Origin of the sequence: Xanthomonas sp. DAR 80977, from assembly GCF_041240605.1 — a bacterium.
In the GTDB taxonomy this organism is placed as follows: Bacteria; Pseudomonadota; Gammaproteobacteria; order Xanthomonadales; family Xanthomonadaceae; genus Xanthomonas_A; species Xanthomonas_A bundabergensis.
In genome coordinates this window covers 4276415-4296718 of sequence record NZ_CP162487.1, presented here as the reverse complement: position 1 = coordinate 4296718, position 20304 = coordinate 4276415, and the positions used below count along the sequence as shown (strand labels likewise).

Sequence of the window (20304 nt, the reverse complement as noted above, 5' to 3'; positions counted from 1 at the left end):
CGGTGCGGTGTCGGCCTAGAACGGCACGTCGCCCTCGATGGTGGTGCGGTGCAGGCGCCGGCGCAGATGGTCCGGGGTGCCGCCGGCCAGGTGGGTGACCGAGCGGTTGTCCCAGAACACCATGTCGTGCGCCTGCCAGCGATGCCGGTAGACCAGCGGATCGGCGCTGCTGTGCGCGAACAGCGCCTGCAGCAGCGCATCGCTTTCGTCCTGCGGCAGGCCGACGATGCGGGTGGTGAAGTGCTCGCTGACGAACAGCGCGCGGCGTCCGGTTTCCGGATGGGTGCGCACGACCGGGTGGCGCACCGGCGCCACCTCGTCGATCTGCGCCTGGGTCAGCGCCGGCCGCCACGGATTGCGCGCGCGCAGTTCCTCGTACTTGGCCAGGTAGCTGTGCTCGGCCAGGCGGCCGTCGACCGCGCGCTGCAGGTCCGGCGGCAGCGTGTCCCAGGCCAGGTGCTGGTTGGCGAACAGGGTATCGCCGCCTTCGGCCGGCAACTCCTGCGCCAGCAGCATCGAGCCCAGGCTCGGGGTCGGCTTGTACGACAGGTCCGAGTGCCAGTAGTGCCCGGCGTCGCCCAGCCCGATCGGCTGGCCGTTTTCCTTGATGTTGGACACCACCAGCACTTCCGGCTGCTCGCGCAACTGGAACTGGCGCAGCACGTGGATCTGCAGCGGGCCGAAGCGGCGGCTGAAGGCCACCTGCTGCGCCGGGGTGATGCGCTGGTCGCGGAACACCAGCACGTGGTAGTGCAGGTGCGCGCGATGCAGCAGCGCGAACGTGGCCGCATCCAGCGGCTGCGCCAGGTCCAGGCCCAGCACCTGCGCGCCCAGCGGCGCGGCGAACGGCTCGATGCGGACCGCCGGCGCCGCGGCGGGGGCAGGCCATGTTGCGGTGGATGCGCGCGCCATGTTCTGGCCTCGTCTGCGAAGGATGCGATGCCGCGCTTAGGGCAGGCGGCATCCCTCCACTGTAGGCAGCGCCGGGCGCGCGCTGAAGCAACGATTCGGATGGTGCTTATACGCAACCGGCATATGGCGCTTGCGTGGGATTGGGGATTGGGGATTCGGGATTGGGGATTCGGAGTGCACCGCCGATTTCTATCGGCGGTGCACATCGTCGCCGCTGGCCTAGAACAAACGTTCGCCGAGGCATCCCTCATCGCCGCGACCCGCATGCCAGGCCGCGCCGCAGTGCGCTCAGTTCTCGCGCAGGGCCAGGGCCGGCGGCGTGCGCAGGATGCGGCGCGTGCCCGACCAGCCGGCCAGCAGGCTCAGCAGCACGCCGCCGACTCCGCCCAGCAGCAGCGCCGGCCACGGCGGCGACAGCGCCAGGTCGAACGCCTGCTTGGCCACGACCACGCCGATCCCCGCCGCCGCGCCGACCGCCAGGATCGCCGCGAGCAGGCCGAGCGCGCCGAATTCCACCAGCACCGCGCCGCGCAGCTGGCCGCGGCGCGCGCCCAGCGTGCGCAGCACCGCGCTGTCGTAGCGGCGCTCGCCGGCGGTGGCCTGCAGCGCCGCCAGCAGCACCAGCGCGCCGGCCAGCAGGCTGAAGCCCATCACCAGCTGCACCGCCTGCGCCACCTGGTCGATCACCTCGCGCACCCGCCCCAGGATCGCGTCGATGTCCAGCAGCGACACGTTCGGATAGGTGCGGCTGAGGCCGCTCAGCTGCGTGGCGGACCCGCGCGGCAGGTGGAACGCGGAGATCAGGTTGTAGGGCGCGTCCTGCACCGCGCCGGCGTTGAGCAGCAGGAAGAAGTTGACCCGGAACGAATCCCAGTCGGCCTTGCGCATGCTGGTGACGGTGAAGCTGCGCTGCTGCTCGCCGAGCAGCAGGGTGATGCGGTCGCCGAGCTTGAGTCCGTAGCGCTGCGCCCAGGCTTCCTCCACCGAGGCCTCCGCCGCGGTGCTGTCGGCGGCCCAGAAGCGCCCGGACAGCAGGCGGTTGGCGGCGGGAAATTCATGCCGCCAGGAGAAGTTGATCGGGCGGTCGACGCCGTCGCCATCGCCGCTGTCTTCCGGACCCTGGTCCTGGCGCTGCGGCGGCTTGCCGTTGATCGCCACCAGCTTGCCGGTGCTGAACGGCTCCACCGCCGCGTCGGTCACGCCCAGCCCGCGCAGCGTGCCGAGCACGTGCTCGGCCTGGTCGGGCTGGATGTTCATCAGGAAGTAGTTCGGCGTGTCCGCCGGCAGCCGGTCGCGCCACTGGCCGAGCAGGCCCGGGCCGATCACCGCCAGCAGCAGCAAGGCGCACAGCGACAGCGACAACCCGACCAGTTGCACCACGCTCAGCGCGCGGCGCCGGGTCAGCGCGGCCAGGCCCAGCCGCCATGGCCCGCGCAGGCGCGACTGCAGCCGCCGCAGCAGCACCAGCAGCAGGCTGCCGACCGCCGCGGCGAGCGCGGCCAGCAGGGTCAGCCCGCCCAGCACCCAGGCCGCGAGCACCCCATCGCCGGTGGCGTACACCGCCAGCACCACGGTGGCGACCAGCGCGGCGGCGTAGACCAGCAGCGAGGTCGGCGGCAGCGCGGCGAAGCTGCGGTTGAGCACGCGCATCGGCGGGACGTTGCGCAGCCGCAGCAGCGGCGGCAGGCCGAAGCCCAGCAGCAGCAACAGGCCGATGCCGGCGCCGGCCAGCGCCGGGGTCGCCTGCGGCAGCGGCAGCCGGTTCGGGATCAGGCTGCCCAGCGCTTCGACCAGGCCGATCTGCGCCAGCATGCCCAGGCCCACGCCGAGCGCGCAGGCCGGGATCGCCAGCAGCAGCAACTGCAGCGCCAGCGCGCCGAGGATGTCGCGCTGGCGCGCACCCAGGCAGCGCAGCACGGCGACCGTGTCGATGCGGCGCAGCGCGAAGCGGTTGGCGGCCAGCGCGGTGGCGACGCCGGCCAGCAGCACCGCCAGCAGCGCGGTCAGCGCCAGGAAGCGGCCGGCGCGATCGAAGGCGCCGCGCACGCCGCGCTGGGTATCCTCGATGCCGACCAGGCGAAACGCCTTGGCGCGTGGCGCCAGCCATTCGCGCAACGCGGCGATCTCGCCCGGCGCGCCGGCGAACATCAACCGGTACGAGGCGCGGCTGCCCGGGCCGAGCAGGCCGGCGGCATCGACGTCGGCGCGGTTGACCAGCAGCGGTGGCGACAGCTGCATCAGTTCGCCGGAGGCGTCCGGCTCGGCGCGCAGCACCCGGGTCACGCGCAGCGTGCCGGCGCCGAATTCCAGGTCGTCGCCGAGCTTCAGTCCCAGCGCCTCGAGCAGGCGCGGATCGGCGTAGGCCTGGCCGCGCGGCGGCGGGCCAGCGCGTTCGCTGCCGGCACCGGCGGTGTCGCGCGCGACCAGCAAGTCGCCGCGCAACGGATAGCCGTCGGCGACCGCCTTGATGTTGGCCATCTGGCTGGCATCGCCGTGGAACAGCACGCTGGGGAAGCTGACCAGGCGCGTATGCCGCAGGCCGCGGCGCTGCGCTTCCTCGGCGAACGCGGCGGGAATGTCCTGGCGCCCGGTGACGCCGAGGTCGCCGCCGATCACCTCGGCGGCGCTGCCGGTCAGCGCCAGGGTGACGCGATCGACCAGGGTGCCGACCGCGGTCATCACCGCCACGCCCAGCACCAGCGCGGCGAACACGGTCAGCAGGTCGCCGGCGAACAGCTCCCGGCGCAGCGCGCGCGCGGCATGGCGCAGCACGTTCATGCGTCGGCCACCGCTTCGGCCTGGCGCAGGCGCCCACGGTCGAGCCGGTAGCGGTGCTCGCAGCGCTGCGCCAGGCGCAGGTCGTGGGTGACCAGCATCAGGGTGGTGTCGCTGCCGGCGTTGAGCGCGAACAGCAGGTCGCTGATCTGCTGGCCGGTGGCCTGGTCGAGGCTGCCGGTGGGTTCGTCGGCGAACAGGATCCGCGGCCGCGCCACGAACGCGCGCGCCAGCGCCACGCGCTGCTGCTCGCCGCCGGACAGCTGCCGCGGGTAGTGCCGCGCACGGGCGGTCAGGCCGACCGCCTCCAGCACCTCGCGCACCCGCGCCGGGTCCTCGCGCCCGGCCAGTTCCAGCGGCAGCGCGATGTTCTCCGCGGCGGTCAGCGACGGCAGCAGGTGGAAGCTCTGGAACACGAAGCCCACTTCGCGCGCGCGCAGGGCGGCGCGCGCTTCCTCGTCCAGCGCGTTGAGCGGCTGCCCGGCGAGTACGATCTCGCCACGCGTCGGCAGGTCCAGGCCGGCGAGCAGGCCGAGCAGGGTGGTCTTGCCGGAACCGGAGGCGCCGACGATGGCGACGCTGTCGCCTTCACCGATGGTCAATCCGACGTTGTCGAGAATGTGGACCGTGCCCTCCGGTCCGCTGACGGATTTGCCGACATCGCGTACGTCGATCGCGATGCCGGTGCGGGGAGTGGGGGCCAGACTGTCGATGAGGAAATCTCCGGATGCGTGGCAACGATACGAAAGGAACGCCTGGCTGGACGCGCAGCGCCTGGCTCTTGGCCTGCTTGGCATGGTGTCTGCTGCTGCCCGCCCTCGCCTGTGCCAAAGGTGCGACGGGGCCGGTCCTGGTGGTCGGCGACAGCCTCAGCGCCGCGCACAACATCCCGGTCCAGTCCGGCTGGGTGGCGCTGCTGGAGCGCCGCCTGCAACAACAGATGCAGGCGCCACCGGCGGTAGTCAATGCCAGCATCAGCGGCGAGACCTCCTCCGGCGCGCTGACCCGGCTGCCGGGCTTGCTGCAGAAGCACCGGCCCGCGGTGGTGGTGATCGAACTCGGCGGCAACGATGCGCTGCGCGGGCTGACCCCGGCGGAGCTGCGCGGCAACCTGGAAAGGATGATCGTGCTCAGCCGTGACGCCGGCGCGAAGGTGCTGCTGCTCGGCATCGACGTGCCGCCGAACTACGGGCCGGCCTACCGGCAGCGGCTGCGCGCGGTGTACGCGGACCTGGCCAGGCAGTACCAGACCGGGCTGCTGCCGTTCCTGCTGGAGGGCGTGGCGCTGAACCCGGCGCTGATGCAGGACGATGGCCTGCATCCCACCGCCGCTGGCCAGCCGAAGGTCCTGGACAACGTGTGGCCCAAGCTCAAACCCTTGATCGGCGGGTGATTTTTGCTCCGGTCAGGCATATGAAGCGTTCTTCACGCCGTCACCACTCGGCTTCCGGCATGTTTCACAAAGCTGAAGACTGAGGAAGCTCTATGCGTCAGACCAAGGAAACCTCCGGACTCGTTCTGGTCGTCGAGGACAACCGCAACATCTCCGAAATGATCGGTGAATACCTGGAAGGCCGCGGATTCGAAGTGGATTACGCCTGCGATGGCCTGGACGGCTACCGCCTGGCGGCGGAGAACAGCTACGACGTGGTGGTGCTGGACCTGATGCTGCCACGCCTGGACGGCATCGAAGTGTGTCGCCGTTTGCGCAACGACGCGCGCAAGTCCACGCCGGTGCTGATGCTGACCGCGCGCGACACGCTCGACGACAAGCTCACCGGCCTGGGCTTCGGCGCCGACGACTACCTGACCAAGCCGTTCGCGATCCAGGAACTGGAAGCGCGCCTGCGTGCGCTGATCCGCCGCGAGCGCCGTCAGGTCGGTTCGGAAGTGCTGAAGGTGGCCGACCTGGTGCTGGACCCGGTGAGCATGCGCGCGACCCGTGCCGGCACCGAGCTGCAGCTGTCGCCGATCGGCCTGCGCCTGTTGACCATCCTGATGCGCGAATCGCCGCGCGTGGTGACCCGCCAGGAGATCGAGCGCGAGATCTGGGGCAACGGCCTGCCGGACTCGGACACCTTGCGCAGCCACCTGTACAACCTGCGCAAGATCATCGACAAGCCGTTCGACCGGCCGCTGCTGCACACCGTGCAGAGCGCCGGTTACCGCATCGCCGACATCGCCCAGCCGATGAGCTGAGCGGTCCCGGCGTTGCTCACGCAGGCAGGCCCCGCACACGGGGCCTGCCTGCTTGCACGGCGGATTCACGATTCGCCCTCCTATAATCGCGGCGACGTCACACGGAAGCTGTAATGCCGCACGGTTTGCCGCGCAAAATCCGCCTTGCCCTGATCGCCCGGATCCTGTTCGCTGGCTGCATCGTCGCGTTGGGCAGCTACCTGGTGGTGGCGGTGGTGCAGCACTCGCTGGTGGGCTCGGTGATGCGCCAGGAAGCGGCGCACTACTGGCGCCTGTACGCGCAATCGCCGGCGCAGCCGCCGCCCAACAGCCACACCTTGCGCGGTTACTTGGTACCGGCCGGGCGATCGGATGCGGCGGTGCCGGCGGAGCTGCGCGGCCTGCGACCCGGCCTGCACGAGAACCGCCCCGGCGGCGAGATGGTACTGGTCGACGAGACCAGGGCCGGGCGGCTGTACCTGGTGTTCCTGCGCGCGCAGGCGCAGCGCCTGGCGTTCTGGTTCGGCATCGTGCCGGCGCTGCTGACCCTGATCGCGGTGGTGGTGGTGGGATGGCTGACCCACCGCGCCTCGCGGCGCCTGCTGTCGCCGGTGAACTGGCTGGCGCGGCGCGTGTCGCAATGGGACCCGCGGCATCCGTCCACCGCCGACCTGGCGCCGGAGAACCTGCCGGCCGACGTGCAGGGCGAATCGCGGCAACTGGCCGCCGCCTTGCATGCGCTGGCCTTGCGCGTCACCGACCACGTCTCGCGCGAGCGCAACTTCACCCGCGATGCCAGCCACGAGCTGCGCACGCCGCTGACCGTGATCCGCGTGGCCAGCGACATCGCGATGACCGATCCGGACCTGCCGCCGCGGCTGAGCCGCAGCCTGCAGCGCATCCAGCGCGCCGGCCGCGACATGGAGGCGGTGATCGACGCATTCCTGATCCTGGCGCGCGAAGCGGACGTGGTCCCGCAGAGCGAGACCTTCGACGTCGCCGACGTGGTTGAGTACGAGGCCGAGAACGCGCGCGAGCTGTTGACCGGCAAGCCGGTGACGCTGAGCGTCAGCGTGCTGGCGGCCACGCGCCTGCATGCGCCGCCGCGGGTGCTGCACGTGGTGGTCAGCAATCTGCTGCGCAACGCCTGCAGCTATACCGACGCCGGCAGCATCGAGGTCGAGATCGGCGCGGACCGGATCAGCATCCGCGATACCGGCATCGGCATGTCCCACGAAGCGCTGCAGCGCGCATTCGAGCCGTTCTTCCGCGCCGAGCCGGACCGCCCGCAGGGCACCGGGCTGGGCCTGTCGATCGTGCGCCGGCTGTGCGAGCGCTTCGGCTGGCGGATCGGCCTGGAAAGCGCCGAAGGCGGCGGGACCACCGCCACGGTGCGCTTCGATCCGGTCAGGTGAGCGGCGGCGAAGCGGGCCGCTTTCGGCACCTCATTTGCCGGGGCGATCGTCATTGCGGGTTCGCACGGACGACAAGGCTGCAGTGCCCGCGGCCGCGCTTGGCGCCAGCGCGGCTCCTGCGCCTGCATCCCATCCGCCACCCAGCGCGCGGATCAGTGCCACGCTGGCCCGCAACTGGCGGGTCTCCAGGTCGATGACGCTGCGGCGCGCCTCGAGTTCGGCCGTCTGCGCCTGCACCACGTCGAGGTAGCCGACGGCGCCCTCGCGGTAATGATTGAGCGACAGGTCGACCGACCGCTGCGCCGCCGCGGCCGCCGCACGCTGATCGGTGAGCGCCGTGCCCAGCTCGTGCAGCAGGCTGAGGTTGTCCTCGACCTGGGCGAAGGCGTTGAGCACCACGTCGCGGTACTTCGCGCCGGCTTCTTCGGTCGCGGCCCGCGCCGCGTCCACGCCGGCCTTGCGGCGGCCGCCATCGAACACGTTCAGCAGCAGGGTCGGACCGATGGCCCAGAACCGGTTGGGTGCGGTGGCGATGCCGCCCCAGCGATCGCTCTGCCAGCCGCCCAGCCCGTCGAGGGTCAGCTGCGGGAAGAACGCGGCGCGCGCGACGCCCACCTGGGCGTTCGCGGCGGCGGTGCGCCGCTCCGCGGCGGCGATGTCCGGGCGGCGCTGCAGCAGGGTAGAAGGCAGCGCCAGCGGGATCGTGGGCACCGGCACCTGCGCGGTGTTGGCCGCGAGCTGGAAGCTGGACGCGGACTCGCCGACCAGCGCCGCGATGCCGTGCAGCACCAGCGCACGCTGTGCCTGCGCCTGGGTGCGCTGCGACTTCGCGTTGGACAGCTGCGTCTGCGCGCGCGCCACGTCCAGGCCCGAGGCCAGGCCCCCGTCGTGCCGCGACTGGGTGAGCTGCAAGGCCTTGCCGAACGCGTCGATGCTCTCGGTGAGCGCGCCGATCTGGCGATCGTCGCCGTTGAGCAGCAGGTAGCTGTCGGCGAGCTGCGCCTGCAGGCTCAGGCGCGCCTGCGCGAGATCGGCGGCGGACGCGGCTTGCTGCGCTTCGCCAGCGGCGACGCTGTCGCGCACGCGGCCCCACAGGTCCACTTCGTAGTCGAGCTGGGCGCCGACGGTGTACGCGTCGTAGTAGGCCGGCGAGGTCGCGCCGCGCAGCGGACGCGTATCCGATTGGCGGTTGCGCGCCGCGTTGCCATTGAGGCCCAGGGTCGGGAAATCGCTGGCGCGCGCCTGCCTGGTGAACGCTTCGGCCTGCTGGTAGTGGGCGAGCGCGGCGGCCAGCGTGGCGTTGTTCGCCAGCAACCGCGCCTGCAACTGGTCGAGCCGGTCGTCGCCGTACACTTTCCACCAGCCGTCGCGGTCGAGCCGATCGGCCGGCGTCGCGTCCACCCATGGCGAATGCGGGTCGCTGTACTGCGCCGCCACCGGCACCTCGGGCGCCCGGTAGGTCGGCGCCAGCGAGCACGCCGCCAGGCCCAGCGACAGCAGCAGCGACGTCGCGGCAGTCGGTGCGCGCATGCGGTCAGGCCTTGGCATGGTCGCCTGCCGGCTTCGGCGCGCTGACGCGCACGCGGTCGCCTTCGGCCAGGCCATCGGGCGGGCTCTCGATCAGGCGGTCGCCGGCGGCGACACCGGACCCGAGCTGCACGGTCTTGCCGAAGTCGCGGGCGATGGTCACCGCCTTGAACGCCACCTTGTCGTGCGCATCGACCACGGCCACGCGCAGGCCCTTGTCGTCGAACACCAGCGCGCTGGCCGGCACGCGCAGCAGCGCGGCATTGGCCGCAAGCGCGAAGGTGACGCTGGCGTAGCCGCCGGCGAGCAGCTTGCCGTCCTGGTTGTCCACCGCCACCTGGACCAGGGTGGTGCCGGAGGCGGCGTTGATCGCCTGCGACGAACGGTCGACGACGCCGGCGAAGGTCTGGCCCGGATATTCCGGCACCGTCAGGGTCGCGCGGGTGCCCGGACGCACCGACGGCGCGTAGTTCTGCGGCACGTTCACGTACATGCGCAGCTTGCGCGTGTCGGACACCACGAACAGCTCCTGGCCGCCGCCGCCGGCGTTGACCAGCGCGCCGACATCGGTCTCGCGCGCGGTGACGGTGCCGTCGAACGGCGCCACCAGCCTGGCGAAGCCCTTCAGCGCCTCGATGCGCTCGACGTTGGCCTGCGCGGCCTGCGCCAGCGCGCGCTTGGCGGCGTAGTCGCCGGTCTTCTCGTCCACTTCCTGCTTGGACACGGAGTCGGAATCGCCCATGGCCTGCCAGCGCCTGGCGCTGGTCTGCGCCAGCGCCGCGTTGGCGCGGGCGCTGGCCAGGTCGGCCCTGGCCTGGAGCAGTTGCTGGTCCAGGTCGGGGGTCTCGATCTCGGCGAGCACGTCGCCGGCCTTCACCTTGGTGCCGATGTCGGCCTTCCACCATTTCAGGTAACCGCTGGTGCGGGCGTAGATCGGCGCGCGGGCATAGGCCTGCAGGCGACCCGGGAGGTTGAGGTCGCTGGCGTCCCGGTCGACCTCCGGCGTCACCAGTCGCACCGTCGGCACGGCCTGGTCGTCGGTCCATGCGCGCAGCGTGCGCGCGTCGTTGGCGCGCGTGGCGACTCCGGCGACGACGATGGCCAGGACCACGATCGCCGCGATGATGGCGGCCAGGCGCAGGCGGGGCGGTGGCGGAGTGTACAGGGTGTCAGGCGACATGGATGGGCTCTCTGGAGGCGTTCGCCGGGGAGGGCGCCGGACCGGCGTCGCGGCGGTGAATGAGGCTGAAGACGACCGGCACGAAGAACAGCGTGGCGGTGGTGGCGAAGATCAGGCCGCCGATGACCGCGCGGCCCAGTGGCGCGTTCTGCTCGCCGCCTTCGCCCATGCCCAGCGCCATCGGCGCCATGCCGATGATCATCGCCAGGGCGGTCATGAGCACCGGACGGAAGCGGACGAAGCCGCCTTCCAGCGCGGCCTTGGCCGCGTCGCCGTGCTCGGCCAGGCGCTCGCGGCAGAAGCTCACCACCAGGATCGCGTTGGCGGTGGCCACGCCCATGCACATGATGGCGCCGGTCAGCGCGGGCACCGACAGGCTGGTATGCGTGGCGAACAGCATCCACACGATGCCGGCGATCGCCGCGGGCAGCGCGGTCACGATCACGAACGGGTCGCTCCACGACTGGAAGTTCACCACGATCAACAGGTAGATCAGCACGATCGCGCCCAGCAGGCCGAAGATGAGCCCGGAGAACGCGTTGTTCATCGTCTGCACCTGGCCGAGCAGCGCGGTGCTGGACGCCTTGGGCAGGAATTTCTGGTTGGCGTCGACGATCTTCTGGATGTCGGCGGCGACCGCGCCGAGGTCGCGGTCCTGGGTGGCGGCGTAGATCTCCACCATCGAATTGATGTTGTACTGGCTGACTACTGCGTTGGTGGCGGTCCGCGACACCGTCGCCAGGCCGCCGAGGATCTGCGCGCCGCCCGCGCCCGCGCTCGGGCTGATCGGCAGGTTCTCCAGGCTGGGCAGGCTGTCGAGGCTGTATTGCGGCGTCTGCATCACGATCGGATACGACACCCCGTTCTGCGGATTCAGCCAGAAGGTCGGCGCGATCTGGCTGGAACCGGCCAGGTTCACCCCCAGGCTGCTGGTGACGTCGCGCTCGGTGATGCCGACCTGTTGCGCGCGGCTGCGGTCCACGTTCACGTTGAAGCCGGGGCTGGCCTGCGACTGCTGGATGCGCGCGTCCGCCACGCCCGGCACGCGGCGGATCTCGCGCAGCAGGCGGTTGGCGTAGGCGAAGTTGGCCGCCAGGTCCGGGCCGCGGATCTGCAGGTCCACCGGCGCCGGCGAACCGAAGTTCAGGATCTGGCTGATGATGTCGGCCGGCGGGAACGAGAACACCACGCCGGGGAACTGCCGCGGCAGGGTCTGGCGCAAGCGGCGCACGTAGTCGGCGGTGGGCGCGTGGCCCTCGTTCAGCGCGATCTGGATGTCGCCATCCTGCGAGCCGATGGTGCCGGTGTTGTTGTAGGCGTTGTTGATGCCCGAGGACGACAGGCCGATGTTGTCGACCACGCTGCCGAGCTGCTCCTTGGGGATCAGCGTGCGCACCGCGCCGGTCACCGCGGCGAACAGGCGCGCGGTCTCCTCCACCCGCGTGCCGACCGGCGCGCGCACGTGCATCAGGATCTGGCCCGAATCCACCGACGGGAAGAAGTTGCGGCCGAGCATCGGCACCAGCAGGAACGACAGCGCCACGCAGGCCACGAAGCCGGGCACGAACGTCCTGCGCCGCAGCAGCGCGGTTTCGAGCAAGACGTGATAGCGGGCGCGGACGGCCTCGAAGCGTTTCTCGAAGCCGCGCTGGAAGCGCACCAGCGGATTGCGCGAAGGCGGCTGGCCATGGCCGTCGCCGTGCAGGTCGGTGTGCGGCGCGTGCGGATGCAGCAGGTATTTCGCCATCGTCGGCACCAGCGTGCGCGAGAGCACGAACGAGGCGATCATCGCGAACATCACCGCCTCGGCCATCGGCACGAACAGGAAGCGGGCGACGCCCTGCAGGAAGAACATCGGCACGAACACGATGCAGATACACAGCAGCGAGACGAAGGCGGGCGTCACGATCTGCGCCGCGCCGTCCAGGATCGCGGTCTCGACGTCCTTGCCCTGTTCCAGGTGCCAGTTGATGTTCTCGATGGTCACCGTGGCATCGTCCACGAGGATGCCCACCGCCAGGGCGAGGCCGCCCAGGGTCATGATGTTCAGCGTCTCGCCGATCGCCGACAGCGCGGCGATCGAGCTGAGGATCGCCAGCGGGATCGAGGTGGCGATGATCAGCGTCGAACGCCAGCTGCCGAGGAACAACAGGATCATCAGGCTGGTCAGCGCCGCGGCGATCACGCCCTCGCGCGCGACGCCCTCGATGGCGCCGCTGACGAACAGCGACTGGTCGCCGATCGGGACGATCTTGAGGTCGGCCGGCAGGGCGTCCTTCATCGCGGCGACGCGCTGCTTGACGCCGGCGATGATCGCCAGGGTCGAGGCCGAGCCGTTCTTCAGCACCGTCATCAGCACCGAGCGGTCGCCGTCGACGTGCACGATGTTGCTCTGCGGCGGCGCGCCGTCGCGCACGTGGGCCACGTCGCGGATGAACACCGTGGCGCCGTCGACCGTCTTCACCGGCAGGTTGCCCAGTTCCTCGATGTCCGACGGCGAGTTGTTCAGTTGCAGCGTGTACTCGTACCTGCCGATCTTCTGCGTGCCCACCGGGGTGATCAGGTTCTGCGCGGCCAGGGCGTTGGCCACGTCCTGCGCCGACAGCCCGCGCGCCTGCAGCGCCGGCGGATCGATGTCGATCTGCACCTGGCGGGTCTTGCCGCCGAACGGATACGGGATCGCCGCGCCGGCCACCGAGGTGAGCTGCGGGCGGATGATGTTGAGGCCGAGATCGGCCAGGTTCTGTTCGGTGAGGCCTTCGCCGGACAGGGCCAGCTGGATGATCGGCACCGTGGACGCGTTGTAGTTGAGGATCAGCGGCGGCGTGGTGCCCTGCGGCAACTGCCGCAGCATGGTCTGCGCGACGGCGGTGACCTGCGCGTTGGCGGTGCGGATGTCCGCGCCCGGCTGGAAGAAGATCTTGACGATGCCGAAGCCCTGGATCGAGCTGGCCTCGATGTGCTCGACGTCGTTCACCGTGGTGGTGAGCACGCGCTCGAACGGCGAGGACACGCGCCCGGCCATCTGCTCCGGCGGCAGGCCGTTGTACTGCCACACCACTGCGATCACCGGGATCCTGATGTCGGGGAAGATGTCGGTGGGCGTGCGCAACGCGGCCAGCGGCCCCACGATCAGGATCAGCAGGGCGAGGACGACGAAGGTATACGGTCGCGTCAGGGCGATCCGGACGATGCCAATCATGGAGGGGAGGGTTCCGTGCGCGAATGTTGCGTCGCGGCGGATTCTGCGCCTGGGCTCTCCCCGGGCGTAGTTAAGATTTATTTAGATGGCGCTGCGGCAGCCCAAAACGCGCGATGGCGGAAGGCTGCGTCTGCCCGTCACGGCGCCAGCGGGCGTGCATCCGGCAGGCGCTCGCCCGGCGCGCCGTGGTCGGCCTGTTGCAGGCGGCAGGCCACGGGCGTGTGGTGTTCGGGCGACGCGGCGGGCGGGCAGATCACCGAGAACACCGCCCCGCGCGTGTCGCCGCCCACGCGCAGCGCATAGCCGTGCAGGCGCACGATGGCGCTGACGATCGCCAGTCCCAGCCCGCAGCCGGGTTTGGCGCGGGTCTGGTCGCCGCGGTAGAAACGGCGGAACACCGCCTCGCGCTCGTCGGGCGCGATGCCGGGCCCGGTATCGGCGACGTCGATGCGGGCGTTGCCGGCCGGGTCGGTGAACGCCGCCAGGCGGATCGCCCCGCCGTCGGGGGTGAACTTGATCGCGTTGCCGACCAGGTTGGCCAGCGCCTCGAACAGCAGGTGCGGGTCGCCGCGCACCGCCGGCAGCCGCTCCAGCGCCAGCGCGAAGGCCTGTCCGCGGTCCTCGGCCAGCGGCGCGTAGAACTCGTGGACATCGTGCAGCAGGGCGCCGAGGTCCACCGTCGCGAAGCAGGCGCTGCGCTGGCGGTCTTCCAGCTCCGACACCCGCAGCAGGGCGCGGAACCGGGTCAGCACGGTGTCGATCTCGCCGACGCAATCGTCCAGTTGCTCGCCTTCGGGGCGGCCGGCGAACTGTTGCTGCAGGCGGTACAGGCGCGTGCGCATGCGCGTGAGCGGGGTGCGCAGGTCGTGGGCGATGTTGTCGGTGACGCCCTTCACTTCGCCGAGCAGGCGCTCGATCTCGCCGAGCGTCTGGTTCACGGTGGCCGCGAGCAGGTCCACCTCGTCGCCGCCGCGCGACACCGGCAGGCGCACGCTGAGGTCGCCCTGGCGGATGGGTTCCATGGCGCGCTGGATGGCGCGGATGCGCCGCGCGGGGCCGCGCGCGATGAGGATGCCGCCGAGCACGCCGGGCAGCAGGGTCAACGACAGTCCCCACAGCAGTCCGCGGCAGATGATCCCGCTGAGTCCGTCGATGACGTTGCTTTCCTTGGCCACCACCAGGCGCCGGCCGTCCGGCAACTGCCGGGCGATGCCGCGCGCGCGGGTCTGGCTGCCGTGCCCGGCGTCGATCAGGCTGGCCTCGATGGGGCTGACCGTCCCGTCCTCGGCCATGCCCTTGGGCACCGCGTTGATGTTGCCGGCGATGCGGCGCCCCTGCGCGTCGAACAGGCCCACCCACATGAAGCCCTGGATGTCGATGGCGCTGGCCGCGGCCACGGTGTCGGCCAGGCGCCTGGGATCGGTGTTCTCCAGGTAATGGATGCGCGCGGCCAGCATCTGGTCGACCACGTTCGACAGGTAGCGCGAGGACTCCCACTGCACCACGCCGAGCAGCACGATGCACCAGACCGCGAACAGCGTCCCGTAGATGAGGATCAGCCGCGAGGTGGCCGAACGCCAGGCGTCAGTCAGCGGGCGCAAGCACGTACCCCGAGCCGCGCATCGTGCGGATGAGCGGCGGCTGGCCGTTGCCGTCGATCTTGCGGCGCAGGCGGCCCAGATGGACGTCGATCACGTTGGTGCCCGGATCGAAATGGAAGCCCCACACGTGCTCGAAGATCATCTGCCGCGTCACCACCTGGCCGGCGTTGCGCATCAGGAATTCGAGCAGGCGGAACTCGGTGGGCAGCAGCGCGAGCGGCTGGCCGTTGCGCAATGCGTTGTGGCGGACCAGGTCGAGTTCGAGGTCGGCCACGCGCAGGCGGGTTTCCGGCGTGGCGCTCGCGTTGCGACGGCGGCGCAGCAGCACTTCGGCGCGCGCGGCGAGCTCGTCGGGCGAGAACGGCTTGGTCAGGTAGTCGTCGCCGCCGGCGCGCAGGCCGCGCACGCGCTCGTCCACCTCCGACAGCGCGCTGATCATCAGCACCGGCGTTTCCACCGCGCGCTTGCGCAGTTCGGAGACCACGTCGATGCCGTCCATGCCGGGCAGCATGCGGTCCAGGGTGATGATGTCGTAACCGTCGGCCAGCGCGTGCTGCAGGCCGTCGCGGCCGTTGGCGATCCACACGGCGGTGAAGCCGTGCGCGCCGAGTTCGGCGACGATGTCGCGGGCGGTCACTTCATCGTCTTCGATGACCAGGGCCCTGGGCATCCTGTGCTACTCCACGCTGGGGGACAACGGAAAACGCCCGCCAAGGGTAGCCGCTCGGGCGGCCGGGCGGGCGCTGTTTCCTACTTGCGCTGCAGATAGGGCCGCACGATGTCGCGCCACAGCGCATAGCCGGCCGCATTCATGTGCAGGTGGTCCGGCCCGAACAGCTCGGCGCGCGGCTGCCCGTCGGCGCCGAGCATCGGCGTGGACACGTCGATGAAGTCCACCCGCTTCAGCCCGGCGGCGGCCTTGCGGATCAGCGCGTTGGCCTCGGTGGCCTGCGGCAGCAGCGCCGCGCGCGCCGGGCTGGGCTTGATCGAGAGGTAGGCGATGCGGGTGCCGGGCAGGTCGCGGCGCACCCTGGCCACGAAGGCCAGGAAGTCGTCGCGCAGCTGCTGCGGGCTGCGGCCGCTGTTGAGGTCGTTGTCGCCGGCGTAGAACACGATCAGGCGCGGCCGGTACGGCACCACGACGCGGTCGGCGTACCAGGTGCTGTCGCGGATCTCCGAACCGCCGAAGCCGCGGTTGAGCGTGTCCACGCCGGGGAAGTCGCTGGCCAGCGAGGTCCAGAAGCGGATCGAGGAACTGCCGACGAACAGCACGCCGCCGGGCTTGGGCGGATGCGCGGCATCGGCCTGGGCGAAGCGCTGCATGTCCTCTTCCCAGGCCGGGTTGGAGACCTGTTCGGGGATCTTCGGCGCGGGCGTCGGGGTCAGCGCCAGGGCCGACTGCAGGCCCAGCAGGAACAGGCAGGTGGCGAGCAGCGCGGCGCGCAGCGGCGAACGGGGCATGGTGGCGCCTCCTGGATGCGAGGGAGCGGCGATGGTGCCGCAGGCGGTGCGCCGCAGGCAAATCCGCCGCCGGCGGCGGTTCAGTCCAGCGGCGAGTGGGGGCTTGTGGCAAAATTGGCGCCTAGCCCGCTTCGCCATCGCCCATGACCGTTCCCTTCCGGCCGTCGCCGTCGCGTCTTCGTTCCCCAGGCCGGGCCTGAGCCATGGCCGACCAATTCGGGCACCTGCCGCGCGGACCGCGCCGGATGCTGATGGCGCTGCGCTGGTCGTACCAGGGCCTGCGCGCGGCCTGGCTGCACGAATCCTCGTTCCGGCTGGAGGTGTGCCTGTTCGTGCTGCTGGCGCCGTTGGCGCTGTGGCTGGGCGACGGACCGGTGCAGCAGGCGCTGATGATCGGCTCGCTGCTGCTGGTGCTGGCGGTGGAACTGCTCAATTCGGCGATCGAGGCGGTGATCGAGCGCTACGGGCCGGAGCACCACGAACTGGCCGGCCGCGCCAAGGACATGGGTTCGGCCGCGGTGCTGCTGATGCTGGCCAATGTGCTGCTGTGCTGGGGACTGATCCTGCTGCCGCGCGTGCTGTGACGTCCCCCCGTCTTTTTTACCGTTAAAGGATTCGACCCCCATGGCTTTCGAGTTTCTCGCCGATCCCAACACCTGGCTGACGCTGCTGACGCTGAGCGCGTTGGAAATCGTGCTGGGCATCGACAACCTGGTGTTCATCTCCATCGCGGTGGGCAAGCTGCCGGAGGCGCAACGCCCGGCCGCGCGCAAGTTCGGCATCGCGGTGGCGTGCCTGACCCGCATCGCGCTGCTGGTGTCGCTGGCGTTCCTGGCGCGGATGCAGGGCGAGCTGTTCAGCGTCGCCGGCATGGGCATCTCGGTGCGCGACCTGGTGCTGATCGTCGGCGGCCTGTTCCTGCTGGTGAAGGGCACGATGGAGATCCGCGAGATGATCACCGGCGGCGAAGACGCCGATCCGACCACCAGCAAGGCCTCGGGCGTGTTCTGGATGGTGATCGCGCAGATCGCGGTGATCGACATCGTGTTCTCGCTGGACTCGGTGATCACCGCGGTCGGCATGGCCCAGCACATCCCGGTGATGGTCGCGGCGGTGCTGCTGGCGGTGGCGGTGATGCTGCTGGCGGCCAACCCGCTGGGCCGCTTCATCGACGCCAACCCGACGGTGAAGATGCTGGCGCTGGCGTTCATCCTGATGATCGGCGTGGTGCTGATCCTGGACGGCCTGGACGTGCACGTGCCCAAGCCCTACATCTACGCGGCGATGGGCTTCTCGGTGCTGGTGGAGTGGCTGAACCTGCTGATGCGCCGCCGCGCCGCCGCCCATCACGTGCCCGGCGCCGGCCAGTGGTGAACGGCTGACGCGGCCGCGGCTGCGTTTTCACGGGGCGCGTGGCAAGCTGCGCCCTGTCTTCATGCCGGAGAGCGCCATGCGCCTGTTGTCCCGTTCCTTGTTCCTCGCCGCCGTGGTGGCGCTGCTGTCCGGCTGCGGCTACAACGCGATCCAGCAGAAGGACGAGGCGGTCAAGGCCGGCTGGTCCGAGGTGCTGAACCAGTACAAGCGCCGCGCCGACCTGATCCCGAACCTGGTCAACACGGTCAAGGGCTATGCCGACCAGGAGCGGCAGGTGCTGACCGACGTGACCAACGCCCGCGCGCGGGTCGGCCAGGTCCAGGTCAATGCCGACGATGCGGCGTCGCTGCAGCAGTTCCAGCAGGCGCAGGGCCAGCTGTCCAGCGCCCTGTCGCGGCTGCTGGTGGTCACCGAGAACTATCCCAACCTCAAGTCCGACCAGTCGTTCCGCGACCTGCAGGCGCAGCTGGAAGGCACCGAGAACCGCATCACCGTGGCCCGCGGCCGCTACATCCAGGCGGTGCAGGACTACAACACCTACATCCGCTCGTTTCCGCAGGTGATCACCTCCAAGATCTTCGGCTACAAGGAAAAGCCGAACTTCTCCGTGGCCAACGAGGCGCAGATCTCCGAGGCGCCGGCGGTGAACTTCGGCGGCCAGCCGGCGCAGACCGCGCCGCAGCCGCAGCCGCAGCAGGCGCCGCAGCCGGCGCCGGCGCAGTAAGCGCACTGCAGCGCGTGGCGGTGCCGACGCTGGCGCCGCTGCGTGCCGGCCCGCGCTGCGGCGTGCGGCCGGTGTGTGCAGCCGGGCCGGCGGCGTGAGCCGGCCGGCCGCTTCCCGGGCCACGCCGCCGCTGCGGTGTCCACCCTTCGATGCCGCCGCGCGAGCGCGCCGGCAGGAGTCCGCAATGCGCGATACCACCACCCGCCACCGCCCCGCGCGCCGCGGCCGGCATGCCTGGCTCGGGATGCTGCTGGCGCTGTTGCCGCTGCTGGCCTGGGCGCAGGCGGCCGGCGAGGCGCCGATCCCGCCGCTGGACACGCCGGTGGTCGACACCACCGGCACCTTGCAGCCGACCCAGCGGCTGCAGCTGGAACAGCAGGCGGTGCAGCTGCAGCAGCGCAAGGGCAGCCAGCTGCAGGTGCTGGTGGTCGCCAGCACCGCGCCGGAGACGATCGAGCAGTACACCCAGCGCGTGTTCGACCAGTGGAAGATCGGCCGCAAGGGCGTGGACGACGGCGTGCTGCTGGTGGTGGCCAAGGACGACCGGCGCGTGCGCATCCAGCCCGGCTACGGCCTGGAAGGCGCGATTCCCGACGCCACCGCCAACCGCATCATCCAGGAGTACCTGGTGCCGCGGTTCCGCGCCGGCGACTACAGCGGCGGCATCGCAGAGGCCACCGCGATGCTGGTCAAGCTGATCGACGGCGAGCCGTTGCCGGCGCCGGTGAGCACGCATGCGGCCGAGGCGCGCTCCGGCGGCAAGCTGCCGCTCGGCTTCTTCGGCGGCCTGTTCGCCGCCTTCGTCGCGCAGCTGCTGTTCGCGCGCGCGCCGCGGCCGTTGCGCGCCGGGCTGGCGGCGCTGGCCGGCGGCGGCGTGGGCCTGCTGCTGAGCCTGTCGCTGTTCGTCGCTGCGCTGACCGGCGCGATCGGCCTGGTGCTGGGGCTGCTGTCGGGCGTCTCGTCGGGCCGCTCGGTCGGCGGCGGCGGGGGATGGGGTGGCGGCGGCTTCGGGGGCGGCTTCGGCGGTTTCGGTGGCGGTGGTTTCGGAGGCGGCGGCGGTTTCGGCGGCGGTGGTGGCGGCTGGGGCGGTGGCGGCGGCAGTTCGGGAGGCGGTGGAGCCTCGGGGAGTTGGTGATGCGTCTGCTCCGTCATCTGTTCGCGCCGGCGGCGCACCGGCTGTTCCCGAGCGCCAGCCTGGAGCGCATCGGCGCGGCGATCGCCGACGGCGAGCGCACGCACCGCGGGCAGGTGATGTTCGCGGTCGAATCGGCGCTGGCGCCGGCGGCGGTGTTGCGCGGCCTGGCGCCGCGCACGCGCGCCGAGCAGGCGTTCGCGCAGTTGCGCACCTGGGACACCGAGGCCAACAACGGCGTGCTGATCTATCTGCTGCTGGCCGACCACCGCATCGAGATCGTGGCCGATCGCGGCCTGCAGGGGCGTGTCGACGCGGCGCAGTGGCGCCAGGTCTGCGCGTTGATCGAAGCCGACATGCGCGCCGGCCAGCCCGAGCAGGCGGTGATCGCCGGGGTGGCGGCGGTGTCGGCGCTGCTGGCCGCGCATTTCCCGGCGCAGCCGGGGCAGCCCGAGCGCGACGAACTGCCGAACATGCCGCAGCTGCTGGACTGAGTGCCGGCACGGCATGGCGCCGCTCGCGCCTGCCGGCAGATGACTGGAGGGGCGTCCCCGCGGCGAACGCGACCACGGCAGGGCTGGCGCCAGTGTCAGACGCTTGCGCCTGCCGGCAGATGAAGGGGGGCGTCATGTTGTCGATCGCAACCGCGGCGGTGGCCGGCGCCGATGGCAGACGCTCCGCGCCTGCCGGCAGATGAAGGGGGCGTCATGTTGTCGATCGCAACCGCGGCGGTGGCCGGTGCCGATGGCAGACGCTCCGCGCCTGCCGGCAGATGAAGGGGGGCGTCATGTTGTCGATCGCAACCGCGGCGGTGGCCGGCGCC

The 20304-nt window shown here is 71.1% G+C and carries 17 protein-coding genes; 8 read left to right on the top strand and 9 right to left on the bottom strand.

The features are described from left to right. Positions 1 to 15 precede the first annotated feature (15 nt). The 3 genes from AB3X10_RS18305 to AB3X10_RS18295 all read right to left on the bottom strand — a co-directional run bounded on the left by AB3X10_RS18305 (position 16) and on the right by AB3X10_RS18295 (position 4289). The gene (locus AB3X10_RS18305; RefSeq protein WP_369976853.1) at positions 16 to 912 is read right to left on the bottom strand and encodes a TauD/TfdA dioxygenase family protein; all 897 of its coding nucleotides are present in this window, start codon (positions 910 to 912) and stop codon (positions 16 to 18) included. 288 nt (positions 913 to 1200) lie between these two features. Beyond that, positions 1201 to 3690, bottom strand: coding sequence for an ABC transporter permease (locus AB3X10_RS18300; RefSeq protein WP_369976852.1), 2490 nt, complete (start codon positions 3688 to 3690; stop codon positions 1201 to 1203). Next, positions 3687 to 4289: an ABC transporter ATP-binding protein gene (locus AB3X10_RS18295; RefSeq protein ID WP_369976851.1), complete on the bottom strand. Its 603-nt coding sequence runs from the start codon at positions 4287 to 4289 to the stop codon at positions 3687 to 3689. The genes AB3X10_RS18300 and AB3X10_RS18295 overlap by 4 nt, the downstream gene beginning before the upstream one ends. Before the next feature lie 125 nt (positions 4290 to 4414). Here AB3X10_RS18295 and AB3X10_RS18290 point away from each other — a divergent pair, with 125 nt between their 5' ends. From AB3X10_RS18290 to AB3X10_RS18280, 3 genes are all read left to right on the top strand, one after another. After that, positions 4415 to 5080, top strand: coding sequence for an arylesterase (locus AB3X10_RS18290; RefSeq protein ID WP_369976850.1), 666 nt, complete (start codon positions 4415 to 4417; stop codon positions 5078 to 5080). Between the two features lie 92 nt (positions 5081 to 5172). Then, positions 5173 to 5886, top strand: coding sequence for a response regulator transcription factor (locus AB3X10_RS18285; protein WP_003481607.1), 714 nt, complete (start codon positions 5173 to 5175; stop codon positions 5884 to 5886). 113 nt (positions 5887 to 5999) lie between these two features. Then, entirely contained in the window at positions 6000 to 7280 is a 1281-nt protein-coding gene (locus AB3X10_RS18280; RefSeq protein WP_369976849.1) for a sensor histidine kinase, read from the top strand. A 30-nt stretch (positions 7281 to 7310) separates the two neighbouring features. Here the strand turns inward: AB3X10_RS18280 and AB3X10_RS18275 are convergent, their stop codons facing one another. From AB3X10_RS18275 to AB3X10_RS18250, 6 genes are all read right to left on the bottom strand, one after another. Then, positions 7311 to 8810 (bottom strand): efflux transporter outer membrane subunit, encoded by a 1500-nt coding sequence (locus AB3X10_RS18275; protein ID WP_369976848.1) that lies wholly within the window; start codon positions 8808 to 8810, stop codon positions 7311 to 7313. A 4-nt stretch (positions 8811 to 8814) separates the two neighbouring features. Next, positions 8815 to 9987 (bottom strand): efflux RND transporter periplasmic adaptor subunit, encoded by a 1173-nt coding sequence (locus AB3X10_RS18270; RefSeq protein WP_369976847.1) that lies wholly within the window; start codon positions 9985 to 9987, stop codon positions 8815 to 8817. After that, a complete protein-coding gene (locus tag AB3X10_RS18265; RefSeq protein WP_369976846.1) occupies positions 9977 to 13189 on the bottom strand; it encodes an efflux RND transporter permease subunit in 3213 nt (1070 codons plus the stop codon). The genes AB3X10_RS18270 and AB3X10_RS18265 overlap by 11 nt, the downstream gene beginning before the upstream one ends. Before the next feature lie 137 nt (positions 13190 to 13326). Then, positions 13327 to 14790: a sensor histidine kinase gene (locus AB3X10_RS18260; protein ID WP_369976845.1), complete on the bottom strand. Its 1464-nt coding sequence runs from the start codon at positions 14788 to 14790 to the stop codon at positions 13327 to 13329. Further along, on the bottom strand, positions 14774 to 15460 hold the full coding sequence (locus tag AB3X10_RS18255; protein ID WP_369976844.1) for a response regulator transcription factor: 687 nt from the start codon (positions 15458 to 15460) through the stop codon (positions 14774 to 14776). Before AB3X10_RS18255 ends, AB3X10_RS18260 begins: the two co-directional genes overlap by 17 nt. A gap of 80 nt (positions 15461 to 15540) precedes the next feature. Beyond that, the gene (locus AB3X10_RS18250) at positions 15541 to 16251 is read right to left on the bottom strand and encodes an SGNH/GDSL hydrolase family protein (RefSeq protein WP_369976843.1); all 711 of its coding nucleotides are present in this window, start codon (positions 16249 to 16251) and stop codon (positions 15541 to 15543) included. Positions 16252 to 16454: 203 nt separating this feature from the next. Between AB3X10_RS18250 and AB3X10_RS18245 the strand changes: the two genes are divergently transcribed. The 5 genes from AB3X10_RS18245 to AB3X10_RS18225 all read left to right on the top strand — a co-directional run bounded on the left by AB3X10_RS18245 (position 16455) and on the right by AB3X10_RS18225 (position 19975). Next, a complete protein-coding gene (locus AB3X10_RS18245; RefSeq protein ID WP_369976842.1) occupies positions 16455 to 16835 on the top strand; it encodes a diacylglycerol kinase in 381 nt (126 codons plus the stop codon). Positions 16836 to 16875: 40 nt separating this feature from the next. After that, positions 16876 to 17625, top strand: coding sequence for a TerC family protein (locus tag AB3X10_RS18240; protein ID WP_369976841.1), 750 nt, complete (start codon positions 16876 to 16878; stop codon positions 17623 to 17625). A gap of 76 nt (positions 17626 to 17701) precedes the next feature. Next, a complete protein-coding gene (locus AB3X10_RS18235; protein ID WP_369976840.1) occupies positions 17702 to 18349 on the top strand; it encodes a LemA family protein in 648 nt (215 codons plus the stop codon). Between the two features lie 184 nt (positions 18350 to 18533). After that, positions 18534 to 19484, top strand: a complete 951-nt coding sequence (locus AB3X10_RS18230) for a YgcG family protein (protein ID WP_369976839.1) — start codon at positions 18534 to 18536, stop codon at positions 19482 to 19484. Beyond that, positions 19484 to 19975, top strand: coding sequence for a TPM domain-containing protein (locus AB3X10_RS18225; protein ID WP_369976838.1), 492 nt, complete (start codon positions 19484 to 19486; stop codon positions 19973 to 19975). The genes AB3X10_RS18230 and AB3X10_RS18225 overlap by 1 nt, the downstream gene beginning before the upstream one ends. Positions 19976 to 20304 lie beyond the last annotated feature (329 nt).